The 16,162-nt window shown below is 70.2% G+C and carries 12 protein-coding genes; 10 read left to right on the forward strand and 2 right to left on the reverse strand.

Annotation, left to right across the window (positions count from 1 at the left end; all coding sequences use genetic code 11):
• The first annotated feature begins 439 nt into the window (after positions 1–439).
• From D456_RS0112525 to D456_RS0112540, 4 genes are read left to right on the forward strand one after another with little or no spacing between them, the layout of a single operon-like run.
• Complete coding sequence (locus D456_RS0112525; protein WP_017576523.1) at positions 440–2,041, forward strand: pyridoxal phosphate-dependent decarboxylase family protein; 1,602 nt, start codon at positions 440–442, stop codon at positions 2,039–2,041.
• On the forward strand, positions 2,038–3,486 hold the full coding sequence (locus D456_RS0112530; RefSeq protein WP_026115804.1) for a lysine N(6)-hydroxylase/L-ornithine N(5)-oxygenase family protein: 1,449 nt from the start codon (positions 2,038–2,040) through the stop codon (positions 3,484–3,486). The genes D456_RS0112525 and D456_RS0112530 overlap by 4 nt, the downstream gene beginning before the upstream one ends.
• Positions 3,483–4,088: a GNAT family N-acetyltransferase gene (locus D456_RS0112535; RefSeq protein ID WP_017576525.1), complete on the forward strand. Its 606-nt coding sequence runs from the start codon at positions 3,483–3,485 to the stop codon at positions 4,086–4,088. The genes D456_RS0112530 and D456_RS0112535 overlap by 4 nt, the downstream gene beginning before the upstream one ends.
• The gene (locus D456_RS0112540) at positions 4,085–5,965 is read left to right on the forward strand and encodes an IucA/IucC family protein (protein WP_017576526.1); all 1,881 of its coding nucleotides are present in this window, start codon (positions 4,085–4,087) and stop codon (positions 5,963–5,965) included. Before D456_RS0112535 ends, D456_RS0112540 begins: the two co-directional genes overlap by 4 nt.
• Before the next feature lie 72 nt (positions 5,966–6,037).
• Here D456_RS0112540 and D456_RS0112545 read toward each other — a convergent pair whose 3' ends face one another.
• Positions 6,038–6,883, reverse strand: coding sequence for an arylamine N-acetyltransferase family protein (locus tag D456_RS0112545; RefSeq protein WP_017576527.1), 846 nt, complete (start codon positions 6,881–6,883; stop codon positions 6,038–6,040).
• 141 nt (positions 6,884–7,024) lie between these two features.
• Between D456_RS0112545 and D456_RS0112550 the strand changes: the two genes are divergently transcribed.
• Together D456_RS0112550 and D456_RS0112555 are read left to right on the forward strand one after the other, a co-directional pair.
• On the forward strand, positions 7,025–10,261 hold the full coding sequence (locus tag D456_RS0112550; RefSeq protein WP_017576528.1) for a BTAD domain-containing putative transcriptional regulator: 3,237 nt from the start codon (positions 7,025–7,027) through the stop codon (positions 10,259–10,261).
• 115 nt (positions 10,262–10,376) lie between these two features.
• Complete coding sequence (locus D456_RS0112555) at positions 10,377–11,006, forward strand: NADPH-dependent FMN reductase (protein WP_026115805.1); 630 nt, start codon at positions 10,377–10,379, stop codon at positions 11,004–11,006.
• Positions 11,007–11,028: 22 nt separating this feature from the next.
• Here the strand turns inward: D456_RS0112555 and aztA are convergent, their stop codons facing one another.
• Entirely contained in the window at positions 11,029–11,676 is a 648-nt protein-coding gene (gene aztA / locus D456_RS0112560; protein WP_017576530.1) for a zinc ABC transporter ATP-binding protein AztA, read from the reverse strand.
• A gap of 62 nt (positions 11,677–11,738) precedes the next feature.
• Between aztA and aztB the strand changes: the two genes are divergently transcribed.
• The 4 genes from aztB to aztD all read left to right on the forward strand — a co-directional run bounded on the left by aztB (position 11,739) and on the right by aztD (position 16,025).
• Positions 11,739–12,644, forward strand: coding sequence for a zinc ABC transporter permease AztB (gene aztB / locus D456_RS0112565; protein ID WP_017576531.1), 906 nt, complete (start codon positions 11,739–11,741; stop codon positions 12,642–12,644).
• Positions 12,641–13,858 (forward strand): PQQ-binding-like beta-propeller repeat protein, encoded by a 1,218-nt coding sequence (locus D456_RS0112570; RefSeq protein WP_017576532.1) that lies wholly within the window; start codon positions 12,641–12,643, stop codon positions 13,856–13,858. Before aztB ends, D456_RS0112570 begins: the two co-directional genes overlap by 4 nt.
• Positions 13,858–14,781 (forward strand): zinc ABC transporter substrate-binding protein AztC, encoded by a 924-nt coding sequence (aztC, locus tag D456_RS0112575; RefSeq protein WP_017576533.1) that lies wholly within the window; start codon positions 13,858–13,860, stop codon positions 14,779–14,781. The genes D456_RS0112570 and aztC overlap by 1 nt, the downstream gene beginning before the upstream one ends.
• 77 nt (positions 14,782–14,858) lie before the next feature.
• Positions 14,859–16,025, forward strand: a complete 1,167-nt coding sequence (aztD, locus tag D456_RS0112580; RefSeq protein WP_017576534.1) for a zinc metallochaperone AztD — start codon at positions 14,859–14,861, stop codon at positions 16,023–16,025.
• Positions 16,026–16,162 lie beyond the last annotated feature (137 nt).

Genomic DNA, 16,162 nt, shown 5'->3' on the forward strand with positions numbered 1-16,162 from the left:
TGGCCCGTTCTGCTCGCGCGACCCCGGTGTCCGTTCGGTCGTCTCCGTCGGGGCTTCTTCACACCGACAGCGCCCGGGAGCCTCGAAGGTCGCCCCGGGAGAGGGTGACGCGTGTCGCATTCACGGTATTTCTGCGTGGCGCAGGAACTCTTCCGCCTCCCGATCGAGCCGCTCTGCGAACACGCTCCGTGATAACGCCCCCCCGGCCGGAGTGCGCACACACGCAATATCGATTGAACCTGCGTGACTACACGTGATCACTCCGGTTCGCATTGCCACGAATCGACCGCTGTACGAAGCCTTTGCTTTAGGTTAGCCTTCCCTTGGTTCGGAGTCCTTCTCTTCAGAAGTCCCCCGTGTTCCGTGTCTTCGCACCGACCCCATGGCCGCATCCGGTCCACGGATGCAGCCGGCACGCCCGTTCCCAGGAGGACCATCCATGAGCTCGCTCGCGCGGTCCGTGCAGGACCCGCAGGACGCCACACCGGCCGCGCCGCCCGACCCCTCCCCCGAACATCTGACGCAACTCTTCGACCCCGGTAGCGCCGAGCGCTACCAGGACCTCGTCCGGGAGGCCTCCGAACGTGTCGCCCGCCGAGTGGCCGGCGCCGAACGGCCCCTGACCGGCGCCACCGCCGAGGACCTGCGTCCCGGCATGGCCGACGTCGACCTCGACCGCCCCCTCGGCGACCCCGTCGCGGCCCTGGACGAGCTCGAGCACCTCTACCTCGACGACGCCGTCTACTTCCACCACCCCCGGTACATGGGCCACCTCAACTGCCCCGTGGTCCTGCCCGCTCTCATGGGTGAATCCGTGCTCTCGGCGGTCAACTCCTCCCTGGACACCTGGGACCAGAGCGCCGGTGCCACCCTCATCGAACAGCGGATGATCGAGTGGACCTGCGGACGCATCGGTTTCGGAGCTTCCTCCGACGGGGTCTTCACCAGCGGCGGCAGCCAGTCCAACCTCCAGGCGCTGCTGCTGGCCCGCAACGAGATGCATGAACGCGAGGACGCGGGCACCCGCTTGTCCGATCTCCTCCCGCGGATGCGCATCCTGGTCTCCGAGGTCGGGCACTTCAGTGTCGCCAAGTCGGCCGCGCTGCTGGGGCTGGGTTACGAATCGGTGGTCTCCGTCTCCTGCGACGACCGGCGCCGTATGCGTCCCGACGCCCTGGCCGCCGAGCTCAGGCGCTGCAAGACCGAAGGACTCCTGCCCGTGGCCGTGGTCGCCACCGCCGGCACCACCGACTTCGGCAGCATCGACCCATTGCCGCAGATCGCTGAACTGTGCTCACGCAACGGCGTGTGGATGCACGTGGACGCCGCCTACGGGTGCGGGCTGCTGGTCTCGCGCCACCGCCACCTGCTCAGCAGCATCGAACGCGCGGACTCGGTCACGGTCGACTTCCACAAGTCGTTCTTCCAGCCGGTCAGCTCCAGCGCCGTACTCGTACGCGACCGAGCCACGTTGCGCCACGTCACCTACCACGCGGACTATCTCAACTCGCGCTCGGACGGCAGCACCCCGATCCTGTCCCCCAACCAGGTCGACAAGAGCCTGCAGACCACCCGGCGCTTCGACGCGCTCAAACTCTGGCTGACCCTGCGGGTCATGGGCGCCGAGGGTGTGGGAGAACTCTTCGACGGTGTGCTGGAACTGGCCGCCCGAGGCTGGCAGCTGCTCGACCGGGATCCCAGGTTCACGGTCGTGACCAGGCCGACGTTGAGCACGCTGGTGTTCCGGTGCGCGCTGCCCGGGGTGGAGCGGGATCTGGCCGACGCCGCCAACCGCTACGCCCGTGAGGCCCTGTTGGGCTCCGGGGCGGCCTTCGTCGCCCGCACGACGGTCGACGGGCGTCCCCACTTGAAGTTCACACTGCTCAACCCCAAGGCCACGGCCCAGGACATCGGCGAGGTCCTGGATCGGCTGGCCGGCTATGCCGAGCGGTTCGTCGCCGAACACGGTGCCCCAACTCCCGATGCCCTGTCCGCCACTGACGCGGAGCCGACCACCACGACCAACGGGAGTCCTCGATGAACGACAGCCCCACGGCCCCCGCGGCCGGAACCAGCGACGGCCCACCACGAGTGTACGACTTCGTCGCGATCGGTGTGGGCCCCTTCAACCTGGGCCTGGCTGCCCTGAGCGAGCCCGTGGCCGAGCTCGACGGGCTGTTCCTGGACCAAGGACCCGAGTTCGACTGGCACAGCGGCATGATGCTGGAGGACGCCGAGCTCCAGACCCCGTTCATGTCGGACCTGGTCACCCTGGCCGACCCCACGTCCCCGTTCTCCTTCCTCAATTATCTGAAGGAGTCCGGACGCCTCTACCCCTTCTACATCCGAGAGCGTTTCTATCCTCTGCGCGCGGAGTTCAACGACTACTGCCGCTGGGTCACCCGCCGCCTCGGCGACCGGGTCCGGTTCGGCCACCGGGTCGAGTCGGTGGAGTTCGACGAGGAGCGCGCGCTCTATCTCGTGCGCAGCACGGAGACGGCCACCGGGCACGCCCGTGTGGATCAGGCCCGACGCCTGGTGCTGGGAACCGGTACCCCGCCCTACGTGCCCGGGCCCTGCCGTGACCTGCCCGGGGACGCGGTGCACAGCTCGGGCTACCTGTACGCCAAGCACGAGCTGCAGAAGAAGGACAGCATCACGGTCGTGGGCAGCGGGCAGAGCGCCGCGGAGGTCTTCCACGACCTGCTGCATGAGGCGGACACCCACGGCTACCGGCTCAACTGGGTCACCCGTTCCCCGCGGTTCTTCCCGCTGGAGTACACCAAACTCACGCTGGAGATGACCTCTCCGGAGTACGCCGACCACTTCCACTCGCTACCGGAAGGCAAACGCGAGGAACTGGTCGCTTCCCAGAAGAACCTGTACAAGGGCATCGACTCCGACCTCATCAACGCGATCTACGACCTGCTCTACCTCAAGGCCAGGACCGGGGTACCGAAGGTGCGTCTGATGGCCAACACCGAGGTCACCGGCGTACGTCAGGACGAACGGGGCGCCTACCGGATGGAGTTGCGCAACACCGACCAGGGACGAGGTTTCGCCCTGCACACGCACGGGCTGGTGCTGGCGACCGGGTACCGGTACCAGGTCCCCGACTTCTTGGGACCGATCACCGACCGCCTGGCCTGGGAGGGCCCGGGCCGGTTCGCGGTGCGTCGCGACTACCGGGTGGACAGGGCCGCACACGAGGGCGGGGCCGCCGACGAGGGGAACGGGGCGGTCTACGTGCAGAACGCGGAACTGCACACACACGGGTTCGTCTCACCCGACCTGGGCATGGGCGCCTACCGCAACTCCTGCATCCTGCGCGGAATGCTGGGCCGGGAGCCCTACGCGGTGGAGCGTTCCATCGCTTTCCAGGAGTTCGGCGCCCCTGGCGGTACGGCCGCAGGCACAGGCGACGGCGACGATCTGGTCCCTCTGCCCGCCACCGACGACACGCACCTGGAGGTTTCGGGCCGATGAGTGGGACCACGAACGACACCACCGTCCTCACCCGCGAGGATCCCCTTCTGGGCCGCTTCACCGTACGTCCTCTGGAGCCCGAGTCCGACCTCCCGATGCTGCACCGTTGGCTGACCGACCCCAAGTCGGAGTTCTGGTTGCTGACCGAGGCGAGTCAGGAGGAGGTCGCCCGCCAGTTCCGGGCCACGGTCGCCTCCGAGCACGAGTGGGCCTACATCGGCGAGTGGGAGGGCGAGCCCCGGTTCCTGGCGGAACTGTACGACCCCGCCCACAGCGAGCTGAAGGACGTGTACACGGTGCGGCCCGGCGACACGGGCATGCACTTCCTGGTCGCGCCGACCGACACCCCGGTCCCGGGGTTCACACGGTCGGTGATCACCACCGTCATGGAGTTGGCCTTCGCCGACCCCGGTACCGACCGGGTGGTGGTCGAACCGGACGTGCGCAACCGGCCCGTGCACGTGCTCAACACGGCGATGGGGTTCCACGTCGAACGCACGGTGTCCCTGGGCGAGAAGGAAGCCCACCTCGGTTTCTGCAGCCGAGACCAGTTCGCGGCCGCTACGGCGGCCGGCACGACCACGGGAGGGGACCGGCGATGAGCATCAGCGCCCACCACGACCAGAAGCCCGCCGATCAGGAACGGGACGATTCCCCTACGGCCGTTGCCGTCCCCTACGGCGCCACACCCCAGGAAGCGACGGCTCACCTGACCCCGCAACTGTGGGAACGCGCCAACCGGCTGCTGGTGCGCAAGGCCCTGGCGGAGTTCACGCACGAGCGCCTGCTGGAACCGGAACCGGCTGGTGGCGACCGGTACACGCTGAGCAGCGACACCGGCGACGCGGAGTACCGGTTCACCGCACGGGTCATGGCTCTGGACCACTGGAAGGTCGACGCCGACAGCATCGAGCGGGTGGACCGTGCCGGCCGGGCCCTGCCGGTGGACGCCCTCGATCTGGTCCTGGACCTGCGTGAGACCCTCGGGCTCAGCGACGAGGTGCTGCCGGTCTATCTGGAGGAGATCACCAGCACCCTGGCCGGGAGCGTCTACCGCATGGCCGGCGGTCAGAAAAGCGCCGCCGAGTTGGCGCAGGCCGGGTTCCAGGAGATCGAGGCGGGGATGACCGAGGGCCACCCCTGTTTCGTCGCCAACAGCGGGCGGCTGGGTTTCGACGCCGCCGAGTACGCGGCCTTCGCCCCCGAAGCGGCCGCCCCGGTACGTCTGGTGTGGGTGGCGGCACGGCGATCGCTGACCGTCTTCACCTGCTCCGGCGATGTGGACCGCGAGCGGTTGCTGGCCGACGAGTTGGGCGCTCAGGTGCTGGGCTCCTTCGACGCGCAGATACGCGACCTGGGTCTGGACCCGGCCGATTACCACCTGATCCCGGTACACCCGTGGCAATGGTGGAACCGCATCTCGGTCACCTTCGCTGCGGACGTGGCCCGCCGGGATCTGGTGTGTCTGGGACACGCACCGGACGAGTACCGCGCCCAGCAGTCGATCCGGACCTTCTTCAACACCTCCTCGCCCGAACGGCACTACGTCAAGACGGCCCTGTCGGTGCTGAACATGGGGTTCCTCCGGGGGCTGTCGTCGGAGTACATGGAGGCCACGCCCGCCATCAACGACTGGGTCGCCGAGCTGGTGGAGGGCGATCCGGTCCTGGCTGCGACCGAGGTGGGGATCCTGCGGGAGCGGGCCGCGGTGGGCTACCGCACCGACCACTACGCGCGTGCGGCCACGAAGGGATCGCCGTACCTGAAGATGCTGGCGGGGCTCTGGCGCGAGAGTCCGGTCCCGCGTCTGGGGACGGGTGAGCGCCTGGCGACGATGGCGTCGCTGCTGCACACCGACGCCGAGGGGCGCTCGCTGGCGGCCGAGCTCATCGCGGAGTCTGGGCTGGATCCCACCGAATGGCTGCGACGGTACCTGGATGCGTACCTGGTGCCGCTGCTGCACTCCTACTACGCCCACGACCTGGTGTTCATGCCGCACGGCGAGAACGTCATCCTCGTGCTTCGCGACGGGGTACCCCAGCGCGTGTTGCTCAAGGACATCGCCGAGGAGATCGCGGTGATGAGCGAGGACGCGGTGCTGCCGGAGGCAGTGGAGCGCATCCGGGCGGAGGTGCCCGAGGACAAGCGGCTGCTGTCACTGTTCACCGACGTCTTCGACTGTTTTCTGCGGTTCCTCAACGGGATCCTCACCGAAGAGGGAGTGGTGAGCGAGGACGAGTTCTGGTCGACGGTGGCGCGGTGCGTGGCCGACTACCAGGACTCGGTGCCGCAGCTGGCGGAGAAGTTCGAGCGTGAGTCGTTGTTCGTGGACCGGTTCGCGCTGTCTTGCCTGAACCGGCTGCAGCTGCGTAACAACAAGCAGATGGTGGATCTGCAGGATCCGGCCGGGGCCCTGCAGCTGGCCGGGGCTCTGGAGAATCCGCTCGCCCGGTTCCGTCCGGGCGGCGAGTCCCGGTAGGTGTGCCGGACCCGTCAACGGCGACGGGTCACGGCCTCGCGGTGTCCCTTCCCGGTTCGGCGTGTGCCGGATTCAGGAAGGGGCGCCGACGTGCAGGTCGGCCACGGCCGCGTGCAGCTCTTCCCGCTCGGCGCCGGTCAGGGGCACGCCGAGCCGGTCCAGCCACTCTCCGAGCTCGCCCTCCCCGAGTTCACGCTTGGTGGTGCGCGCACCGGGCCGGCGCACGGTGACGGTCCCCTGGGTGAGGGTCACGTGGCTACCTTCCACGAGGTGTCCGGACACGGTCAGCATGGTCCGGAAGGGCGAATCGCCGTGGGCGCTCACGTAATGGTTGGCCATGTCCACGTCCACAGGCCGTACGGGCAGTTCGTCCGTGGTGTGCTGGCGCTCCCATGCGCCACGGGTCCAGCGCTGCAGTTCCCAGGAGACCGCTGTCTCCTCCACGACGCGGCGCACCCGGTGGGTCGCCCCGCCGTAGGTGTCCTGCGCCCCGTCACGCAGCTCGATCGGCCGCAGCAGTCCGGCGTCGAACCCGGGATCGGCCAACCACCGGCGCCCGTCCAGGACGATCTCCACGGCCATGTGGGCCCGTGCCGACTCCGTGGGGTCACCGACCCTCCCCAGGCGGCGCCGCACGTCGTAGCCGAGGCGTTCCAGTGCGGCAGCGAACAGGACACCGTGTTCGAAGCAGTATCCGCCGCGGCCGCGTTCGAGGAACTTGCCGCTCACCGAGGCCAGATCGACGTGTGGGCCGTCGCCGAGCAGCACATCGATGTTGTCGAAGGTGAAAGCACGTATGTGGGCCTCGGTCAGGCGGTCGAGGGTCGCGCGGTCAGGCACGTGCGCTTGCGTCCCCAGTCGTTCGTGGTAGGACCGCAGGTCCAGCGCTTCGGTGTTCCAAGGGTCCTCGTACCGCATGGTCCCGTTCCTTCCTCTGGGGTGTGCCGACGTTCGGAATGTGGCCGGCGGGGGTTCTGGAAGGGTTCCGGTGACCTGTCGACCGGCCGGAAGGCGGGAACTGCGTGGACCCCGAACGGGTGTCCGTAGGAAGATGTGGGCATGCGCATCGACGTGTTGGGGCAGCTGCGGCTGAGCACCGATTCCGGTGAAGAGGTGCCCGTCCCCGAACGCAAGGTCCGGCTGCTGTTGGCCCTCCTGGTTTCTCGACGGGGCGAGGCGGTGCCCGCCGACACGCTGGTCGAGCGGGTCTGGGGCGATGGCCGTGCCGCCCGGCCCACACGTGTGCTGCGGTCCAAGCTGTCCCAGATCAGGGCGGCTCTGGACCTGGCCGGGGACGGCGGCCGGGGCCTGTTGGTCCACACCCCCGCGGGTTACCGGTTGGATCTTCCGTCCGGCACGGTGGACGCTGAGCGGTTCCGGGACCGGGTGGCGCGTGCACGCACCGCAGGGTCGGCGCGCGGGCGCGCGGACCTGTTGGGTGAGGCGTTGGCGCTGTGGCGGGGCGAGGCGTACGCGGATGTGGCCGACGAGCTCTGGCTCGCGCCCGACCTGGCCGCCCTGGAGGAGGCCCGGTTGAGCGCGGTCGAGGAGCAGGCCGAGGCTCTGGTGGAGGCAGGTGAATCCGAGGCAGCGGTGGAGCTGGCAGCCGCACCGGCGAAGGAGCACCCCACCCGGGAACGGCTCGTGGGTGCGCTGATGTCGGCCTTGTATCGGACGGGGCGCCAGCGGGACGCGTTGCTGCTGTTCGAGTCGTTGCGCGAACGCCTGGCCGAGGAACTCGGGGCCGACCCGGGTCCGCCACTGCGCACGCTCCACGAACGCATCCTGCGGCACGATCCGGAACTGACCACCGCCTCTGGGACCGGTGTGCGTCCCGATCAGGGGTCGGAGTCGAGCGCCCGGGGCAGGTTGCCGTCCGAGATCTCACCGATCATCGGGCGTGAGAAGGAGGCCGACGAGGTCGGCTGTTTCCTGGACAGAGGGCGGCTGCTGACGCTGACGGGGATCGGCGGGGTCGGCAAGACCCGGCTGGCGGTGCATGTGGCTCACTCATGGCGGGAGCGTTTTCCCCGGGGCGTGTGGTTCGTGGACCTGGCGGCGTTGCCGCCCTCTTCGAGGTTCTCTTCCGGCACCGAGCCGTGGGAGGTGGCCTACCGGGTGACCGATCTGGTCGCGGCCGCGATCGGACTCCCGGTTCGCACGGTGCCCGACGACTGCCTGTACCGGCTCGGGGACGCGCTGGGTGAACACCCGTCGCTACTGGTCCTGGACAACTGTGAACACGTGGTGGAGGAGGCCGGCGCCTTCATCGGAGAGCTCTTGGAGATCGTGTCGGGGGTACGGGTACTCACCACCAGCCGGGAGCCGTTGAATCTTTCCGGCGAGCAGCGCTACGACCTGCGGCCGCTCGCCGTCACCGCCGGCGGCGAACCGGGTCCGGCCGTGCGGTTCTTCACCGAGCGTGCGCGTGCCGTGGACCCGGGTTTTGTCCTGGACGCGGAGACCGAACCGGTGGTGGAACGCGTCTGCCGTGCTCTGGACGGATTGCCGCTGGCGATGGAACTGGCCGCCAACCGGGTGCGTGCCCTGGCGGTGCACGAGCTGTCGGAGCGGTTGGCCGACCGGCTCAACCTGCTCTCCCGCCCGGGCGGTCGGGTACCGCGTCGGCAGCAGACGCTCAGGGCGATGATCGACTGGAGCTGGTTCTTACTGGACGGCGACGAACGCAGGGTTCTCCGACGTTTGTCGTTCTTCCGGGGCGATTTTTCCTTGGCCGCCGCAGAGGTGGTCTGTGCCGACCCCGACGACGCGGGGCCCGAGGGGGTGCCGGCTGCCAGGGTTCTGGATGTCCTGACCGGGTTGGTCGACCGCAGTCTGGTGACCTCGGAGCCCGTGGGCCGCGAGCGGCGTTTCGGGTTGCTCGAGTCCATCAGGATCTACGCGGCCGAGAAACTCACCGAGGCGGGCGAGCTCGAGGCGACCGGGCGGCGTCACCTGCGCCACTACACGGATCTGACCCGGCGGGCCGACACCGGTCTGCGCGGGCGTGACCAGCACGCATGGATGTGCCGGATGGACACCGAGCACGTGAATCTGCCTCAGGCCCTGGACACGGCTCTGGCCCACGAGGACGGCGCCCACGCAGTCGAACTGACGCTGGGAACGTTCTGGCACCAATGGATCACCGGACGCATGGCGCACCTGCGCGAGGACCTCGCGGCCGCGGTCGGACTGCCCGGCCCGCGCGGCGACCGCTTCGTCCGCGCGAATGCCCTGTCCGTGGCACTGGGCGTACACGAAGACCACGATCGGGCTGAAGAAGAGGTCGATCGGGCACTGTCCCTCTTCGGGCCCGGGTCACGGGTGGAGCGCGCCGAGGTCCAGTGGTTCGCCGGGCTGAGCCTCTTCACCGCGGGGCTCGAAGAGGCCGGCGAGCGCCACCTGTCGGAGGCGATCGTCACTCTCGACGAGCACGGTCGGGCTTGGGCTGCTGCGGTCGCGGTCTGCTACCGGAACTGGATGCGGCTGTCGGTGCACGGCCTCCTCCCCGAAAGGCTGCCCGACGGCCGTTCGGCCCGGGAGGTCCTGGAAGGGCTGGGCGACGACTGGGCCCTGGCCCAGAGCCTGGCCGTGGACCACCTCGAGGCCGAGGTGCGCGGCCGGCACGGCCGTGCGCGCGCGGTGGCCGAGCGGGCCTTGGAACTGTGCGAGGGCCTGGGTCTGCCGTCCGAAGCGTGCTGGTGGCGGGTGCGCTTGGCCATGTGCATGCTCCGTGGCGGTGAGGAGACCGAAGCCGTCGTTCTGCTGCGGCGGGCCAGGGAACAAGCGCGTGAACTCGTCGACACCTACTGCCTGGGCTATGCCGACCTGGGCGAGGCGATGGCGGCGCGCCGGCACGGGGACATCGCCCGCGCCCGCCGGTGCATGGACCGCTGGACCGAGGTGGCACCGACCACCGGAACCGGTCCCCTCACCGGTCTGGAAGAGGGTTTCCTCGCACTGGACGAAGGCGACCCCGAGCGTGCAGCGGCGGTCCTGCGCGGTCTGCTCTCGCCGGTGCGGACCGCGGACGCAGCACCGGTCCTGGCCCGGGCACTCGAGTTGTGGGCCGGGGTCGCGGCGCTGGACGGCGACCCGGTGCGTGCGGCCGAGGCCCTGGGCACGGCCGGGGCCGCACGCGCGGGTACCGCACCGAACATGCTGGAGCAAGCGGACCTGGAGCGTGTCCGGGCCCTGGCCGCGGATCGGGCCGGCGAGGGTTCCTTCGAGGCCGCGCTGGAACGGGGCCGGGGCATGGAGGCCGCCGACGTGCTGACCCTGGTCCTGCGTCGCTGACGGGGTTCCGGGGACCGGTCGGGACGCCGGAGCCCCGGGAGAACCTTTCCGGAACCCTGCGGGGCGAGTGTCGCAGCGTCAGCACAGAACGACCTCCCGGAAGGACCGCACGTTGATTCCCGAGACACAGCGTTCCGCGCCTGCCCCCGCGAGCACACCCCTGCGAGTGGCCGTCATCATCGGCAGTGTCCGCAAGGACCGTTTCGGTCCGGTCCCGGCCCGGTGGATCTCCGGACGGCTCGCTGCCCGACCGGGTCTGGAAGCGGAGACGGTCGACCTGGCCGAGTACGGGCTGCCTCCCGTACTCAACGGCAACGACCCGGGCGAGCCGCTGCCCGAACCGGTCGAGGCACTGGGTGAGCGGTTGCAGTGGGCCGATGCCTTCGTGGTGGTGACCCCGGTCTACAACCGCAGCTATCCGGCCTCGCTGAAGACCGTCATCGACTGGTTCCACGAGGAGTGGACGGCCAAGCCCATCGGGTTCGTCTCCTACGGCGGCATGACCGGCGGGGTGCAGGCGGTGGAGCACCTGCGCGGGGTCTTCGCCGAGTTCAACACGGTCTCCCCGCGTGAAGCGGTGCTGTTCCCGAACTTCTGGGAGGCCTTCGACCAAGATGGACGCCCGGTGGAGGCCGAGGCCGTCTCCGGGGTGACGGAGGTCTTCCTCGATCAGCTCCTGTGGTGGACCCGTGCGCTGCGGCGGGCCCGCGTGGAATCCCCCTTCCCCGCGGAGGGCGAGCTGTGAGTCCCCCGGGGACCGGACGGCCTCAGGATGCGGTTTCCTCGCTGAGGTGTCCGCCGTGCAGGCGCAGGACCCGGTCGGCGCCGCGCACCTCGTCGGCGGCGTGGGTGGCCACGAGGACTGCGCGGCCCCGGTCGCGTTCCTCCGTGAGCACACGCGCGATGGCGGCGCGCGCGTCGGTGTCCAGTCCGGTGGAGGGCTCGTCCAGGAGCAGCAGGTCGGCCTCCTGCGCCAGGCCCTGAGCGACGAGCACCCGCTGGCGCTGGCCTCCCGAGAGCGTGTGGAGGGCCCGCCCGGCCAGGTCGGCGACGTCGAGCCGGTCCAGGCAGTGTGCGACGGCCTCGTGGTCCTCGCGCCGCAGGCGCCGCCAGGCACCGCGGCGGGCCCAGCGTCCCATGCGCACGGTCTGGAGGACGGTGAGCGGTAGCGCATCGGGTACCGCACTGCGCTGAGGCACGAACGCGGGCCGTTGCGGCCCCTCGTGCTGGACGCGGCCGGCGCGCGGGGGGTGGGTCCCGGCCAGCACCCCGAGCAGGGTCGATTTTCCGGATCCGTTGTCGCCGACCAGGGCGGTGACGGCCCCTGCCCGGAGGTCGAGGGTCGCACCGCACAGGACGTCGGTCCCGTCGTGTCCGGCGTGCACCGCGTCCAGGCGCACCCGTGTCGTGGTCATGGTGATCTCCGCTCCGCATCCGACTTGCAAATGATAACGGTTTTCATTGTAAAGTATCGGTCATGGAAGCACTGATCGGGCCCTTCGAGGTCACCTTCGTCCAGCGCGCCCTGTGGGGCGGTGTTCTGGTGTCACTGACCTGTGCACTCGCGGGAACGTGGGTGGTACTGCGCGGCATGGCCTTCTTCGGTGAGGCCGTCTCCCACGGCATGCTCCCGGGCGTGGCCCTGGCTTCCCTGCTCGGCGGGAGTGTCTTCGTCGGGGGTGTGCTGGCCGCGGGCGCCATGGCCGCCGGGGTCACCGTGCTCAGCCGATCGCCCCGGCTGTCCAGGGACACCAGCATCGGGCTGCTCTTCGTCGGCATGCTCTCGGTCGGTGTCATCGTGGTCTCGCACTCGCGGTCCTTCGCCGTGGACCTGACCGCGTTCCTGTTCGGGGACGTGCTCGCCGTGACCTCGCGCGACCTCGTGCACCTGCTCCTCGCACTCGCGGCGGTCGCGATCATCGCACTCGTGGGGCACCGTTCCTTCCTCGCCTTGGCCTTCGACCCGCGCAAGGCCCACACCCTGGGCCTCTCCCCCCGCTGGGCCCACGCTGCGCTCCTGACCCTGGTCACCCTGGCGGTGGTGGCGTCCTTCCACGTGGTCGGCACCCTGCTCGTCTTCGGCATGCTCATCGCCCCACCCGCCACGGCGGTGCTGTGGGCCCGCACCGTGCCGGGCATCATGCTCGGCTCGGCCGTGCTCGGGTGCGCCGCGACCTACGTGGGCCTGCTCGTGTCCTGGCACGTCGGAACCGCCGCCGGGGCCACCATCACCACCACCGCCGTCGGGTTCTTCCTCGTCTCGGCCCTGGCCGCACACGTGCGCGGATCACTGACCCGGCGCGCCACAGCACCCACCGCCCCGCCCGTGCCCGCCGGCCCCGAGAAGGAGGCGGCCCGCACCGAGAGGATCCCCGCACCGTGACCCCATCACCCGGCCACCGCGCCCCGCGCACCCTCGCATCCACCGTCGGGGGCCTGGTCCTGACAGCCGTGGCCGCCGCGTGCGGCACCACCGGCGCTCCGGCGGAGGAAGCCGGCGAAACGAGTCCCGAGTCCACGCCCCACGGTTACGTCGAGGGCGCCGAGGAGGCCGCCGAGCCCCAGCCGCGCCTGGTCCTGGCCGACGAGGACGGGCAAGTGCAGGTCCTGGATCTGGTCACCGAGGAGACCACCGACCTCGACCCGCTGCCCGATCCGGTGTCCCTGACCGGGGACGGGCGCTTCGCCCACCTGTCCGACGGAGAGCAGACCCGTGTGCTCGACACCGGGGCGTGGACCGTCGACCACGGCGACCACAGCCACTACTACCGCGCCCCCGTCGAGGACCTCGGCGAGGTACCGGTACCCGGTCCGACCCGAGTCTTCGCGGACACCACCCGTACGGTTCTCTCCGGAGAGGGGGAGACCCTCGTCCTCGACCGCTCCGCTCTGGAGGACGGCGAGGTGGAGACCGCCGGGCCCGAGAACACGGCCCCCGGCTCACTTCTGGCCCCGTTCCGCGGATTCCTCGTCCACGTCGGCGAGAACGGCACGGTCGAGGTCCTGGACGAGGAGGGCGAGCGGGCCGAGGAGTTCGGAAAGACTTGCGAGGCCCCCCAGGACAGCGCCACCACCCGCTCCGGGCTGTTCCTGACCTGCGATCACGGGGCCCTGGAGGTGACCGAGTCCGAGGAGGGGTTCTCCGCCACCTCGGTTCCCCACCCCGAGGACACCGGCGCCGGCGAACGCGCCGAGACCCTGCACCACCGTCCGCACGCCTCCACCGTGGCGGCTCCGGCCGGCGACGAAGGCGTGTGGGTCCTGGAGTCCGGCGCCGACGAGTGGAACCGCATCGACCTGCCCGACACGGTCGCGGCCACCGCGATCGGCGAGGGCGGCCCGGTGCTGGCCCTGACCGGGAACGGCCGTCTGCACGCCCTCGACCCGGAGACCGGCGAGGAAAGGTCCTCGACCGACCTGCTCGGGACCGTCGACCCCGACCACCCCCCGGTGATCGAGGCCGATGCCGGACGCACCTACGTCAACGACGCCGAGGAGGGCCTCGTGTACGAGATCGACCACGACGACGACCTGCGGGTGGCCAGAGAACTGGAGACCGGTCCCACCCCGCACTTCATGGTCCGGACGGGGTACTGATGCCTACTCCCGCACACCGGCGCTCGTCCGCCGCCGCCCTGGCCCTGGTGTTCGCTCTCTCCGGGTGCACGGCCGACGGGGACGCGCAGGAGCACGTGGTGGTCACGACCAACATCCTGGGCGATGTCACCGAGAACGTGCTGGGCGGCCGGGCCGAGGTCACGGTGCTGATGCCGCCCGGAGCCGACCCGCACTCCTTCGAGATCTCCGCGCAGGAGGCGGCCCTGTTGGAGTCGGCCTCCCTCATCGTGCACAACGGCCTGGGACTGGAGGAGGGCGTCGGGCACCACGTCACAGCCGCTGAAGAAGCCGGGGTGCCCACCCTGGAGGTCGGCGCGCACGTGGATCCGCTCGACTACACCTCCGACGAGGACGAGGGGAGACCCGACCCGCACTTCTGGACCGACCCCCAGCGCATGATCACGGCCGTCGACCTCATCGCCGAGGCCGGGGCGGAGGAGATCGACGGCGCCGACAACGCGCGAGCCGAAGCCGAGGGCTACCGCGAGCAGGTCGAGGAGCTCGACACCTGGATGGCCGAGCGGTTCGAGACCCTGCCCGAGGAGCGACGGGCCCTGGTGACCAACCACCACGTCTTCGGTTACCTGGCCGAACGCTACGGGTTCGAGGTGATCGGCGCGGTCGTGCCCAGCGGTACCACGCTGGCCTCCCCCAGCAGCTCCGACCTGGCGGACCTGGCCGAGGCGGTCGACCGGGCCGGGGTCGAGGCGGTCTTCGTCGATTCCTCCCAGCCCGACCGGCTCGCCCGAGCCATGGCCGAGGAGGCCGGCACCGAGGTCGAGGTCGTGTCCTTGTTCTCGGAGTCGCTGACCCCGCCCGGCGGAGGCGCCGAGACCTACTCGGAGATGATGCGCGCCAACACCGACGCCATCGTCGACGCCCTGGCCGAGGACCAAGGCTGAGCCGGTACCTCACCCCCCCCCGCACCATCCCGCACATGATCACCCCCCGCACCATCCCGCACATGAGGAGAAACACCATGTTCACCCCACGCCACTCCGGCACGGCCGTCCTGGCCGCGTCGGCGCTGCTGCTGACCGCCTGCGGCGGCGATGGCACCGACGGGGCCACCCAGGCCGACGCCGGTGCCGACGTCACCGACCCGGTGGTCACCACCTACGACGGGGGCATCCTCGTCCTGGACGGTTCCACCCTGGAGGTGGAGGCCGACATCGAGCTCGAGGGGTTCAACCGCTTGAACCCGGCCGGGGACGGCCGGCATCTGCTCGTCTCCACTTCCCAGGGTTTCCAGGTGTTGGACGCGGTCGCCGGGGAACTCACCGACACCGTGTTCGAGGCCGAGACACCCGGCCACGTCGTCGTGCACGAGGGCCGGACGGCACTGTTCGACGACGGCACCGGTGAGATCACCGTGTTCGACAGCGACGCCGCTGGTGAAGTCACCCCGGACGAGGCCGACACCCACAGCGCCGGCGAACCGCACCACGGGGTCGCGGTGGAACTGTCCTCCGGGCAGATCCTGCACACCCTCGGCGACGAGGAGGAGGTGAACGGGGTCGTGGTCCTGGGCCCCGACGGCGAGGAGGTCGCCCGCACCGAGGAATGCCCCGGCGTGCACGGCGAGACCGTTGCGGAGGAGGAGACCGTGGTCATCGGGTGCCAGGACGGCGCCTTGGTCTACGACGGCGACGGCTTCGCCAAGGTCGACAGTGAGGACGACTACGGGCGGATCGGCAACCAGGCCGGTTCCGAGCACTCCCCCGTGGTCCTGGGCGACTACAAGGTCGACGAGGACGCGGAACTGGAACGCCCCGAGCGGATCGCGCTCATCGACGGCGCGGCCGAGGAGCTGGAGCTGGTCGGCCTCCCGGCCAGTTACACCTTCCGTTCCCTCGGGCGCGGACCCGAGGGCGAAGCCCTGGTTCTTGGCACCGACGGCACCCTGCACGTGATCGACCCCGAGGAGGGCGAGGTCACCAACGGCGTCGAGCTCATGGACGAGTGGGAGGAACCGCTGGAGTGGCAGAAGCCCCGCCCTGCGCTGTTCGTCCGGGGTTCCACGGCCTACGTGAGCGATTCCGACGCGAACGAGCTGCACGCGGTCGACCTGGAGTCCCTGGAGGTCACGGTCACACAGGAGTTGAAGGCGGCGCCGAACGAGCTCAGCGGGGTTTCAGCACACTGACCTGCGCCCGCGTGCGCTGACCCCCTCCCACCGCCGGCGGCGGACCCGACCTCTCCCCGGGCCCGCCGCCGGTTCCTTCTCTTCCGGCGGCACTGCTGTCCATGCTGTCCGGTGGCCCCGGCGGAGCGGTGTACGAA

Source organism: Nocardiopsis kunsanensis DSM 44524, assembly GCF_000340965.1.
Lineage (GTDB): Bacteria > Actinomycetota > Actinomycetes > Streptosporangiales > Streptosporangiaceae > Nocardiopsis > Nocardiopsis kunsanensis.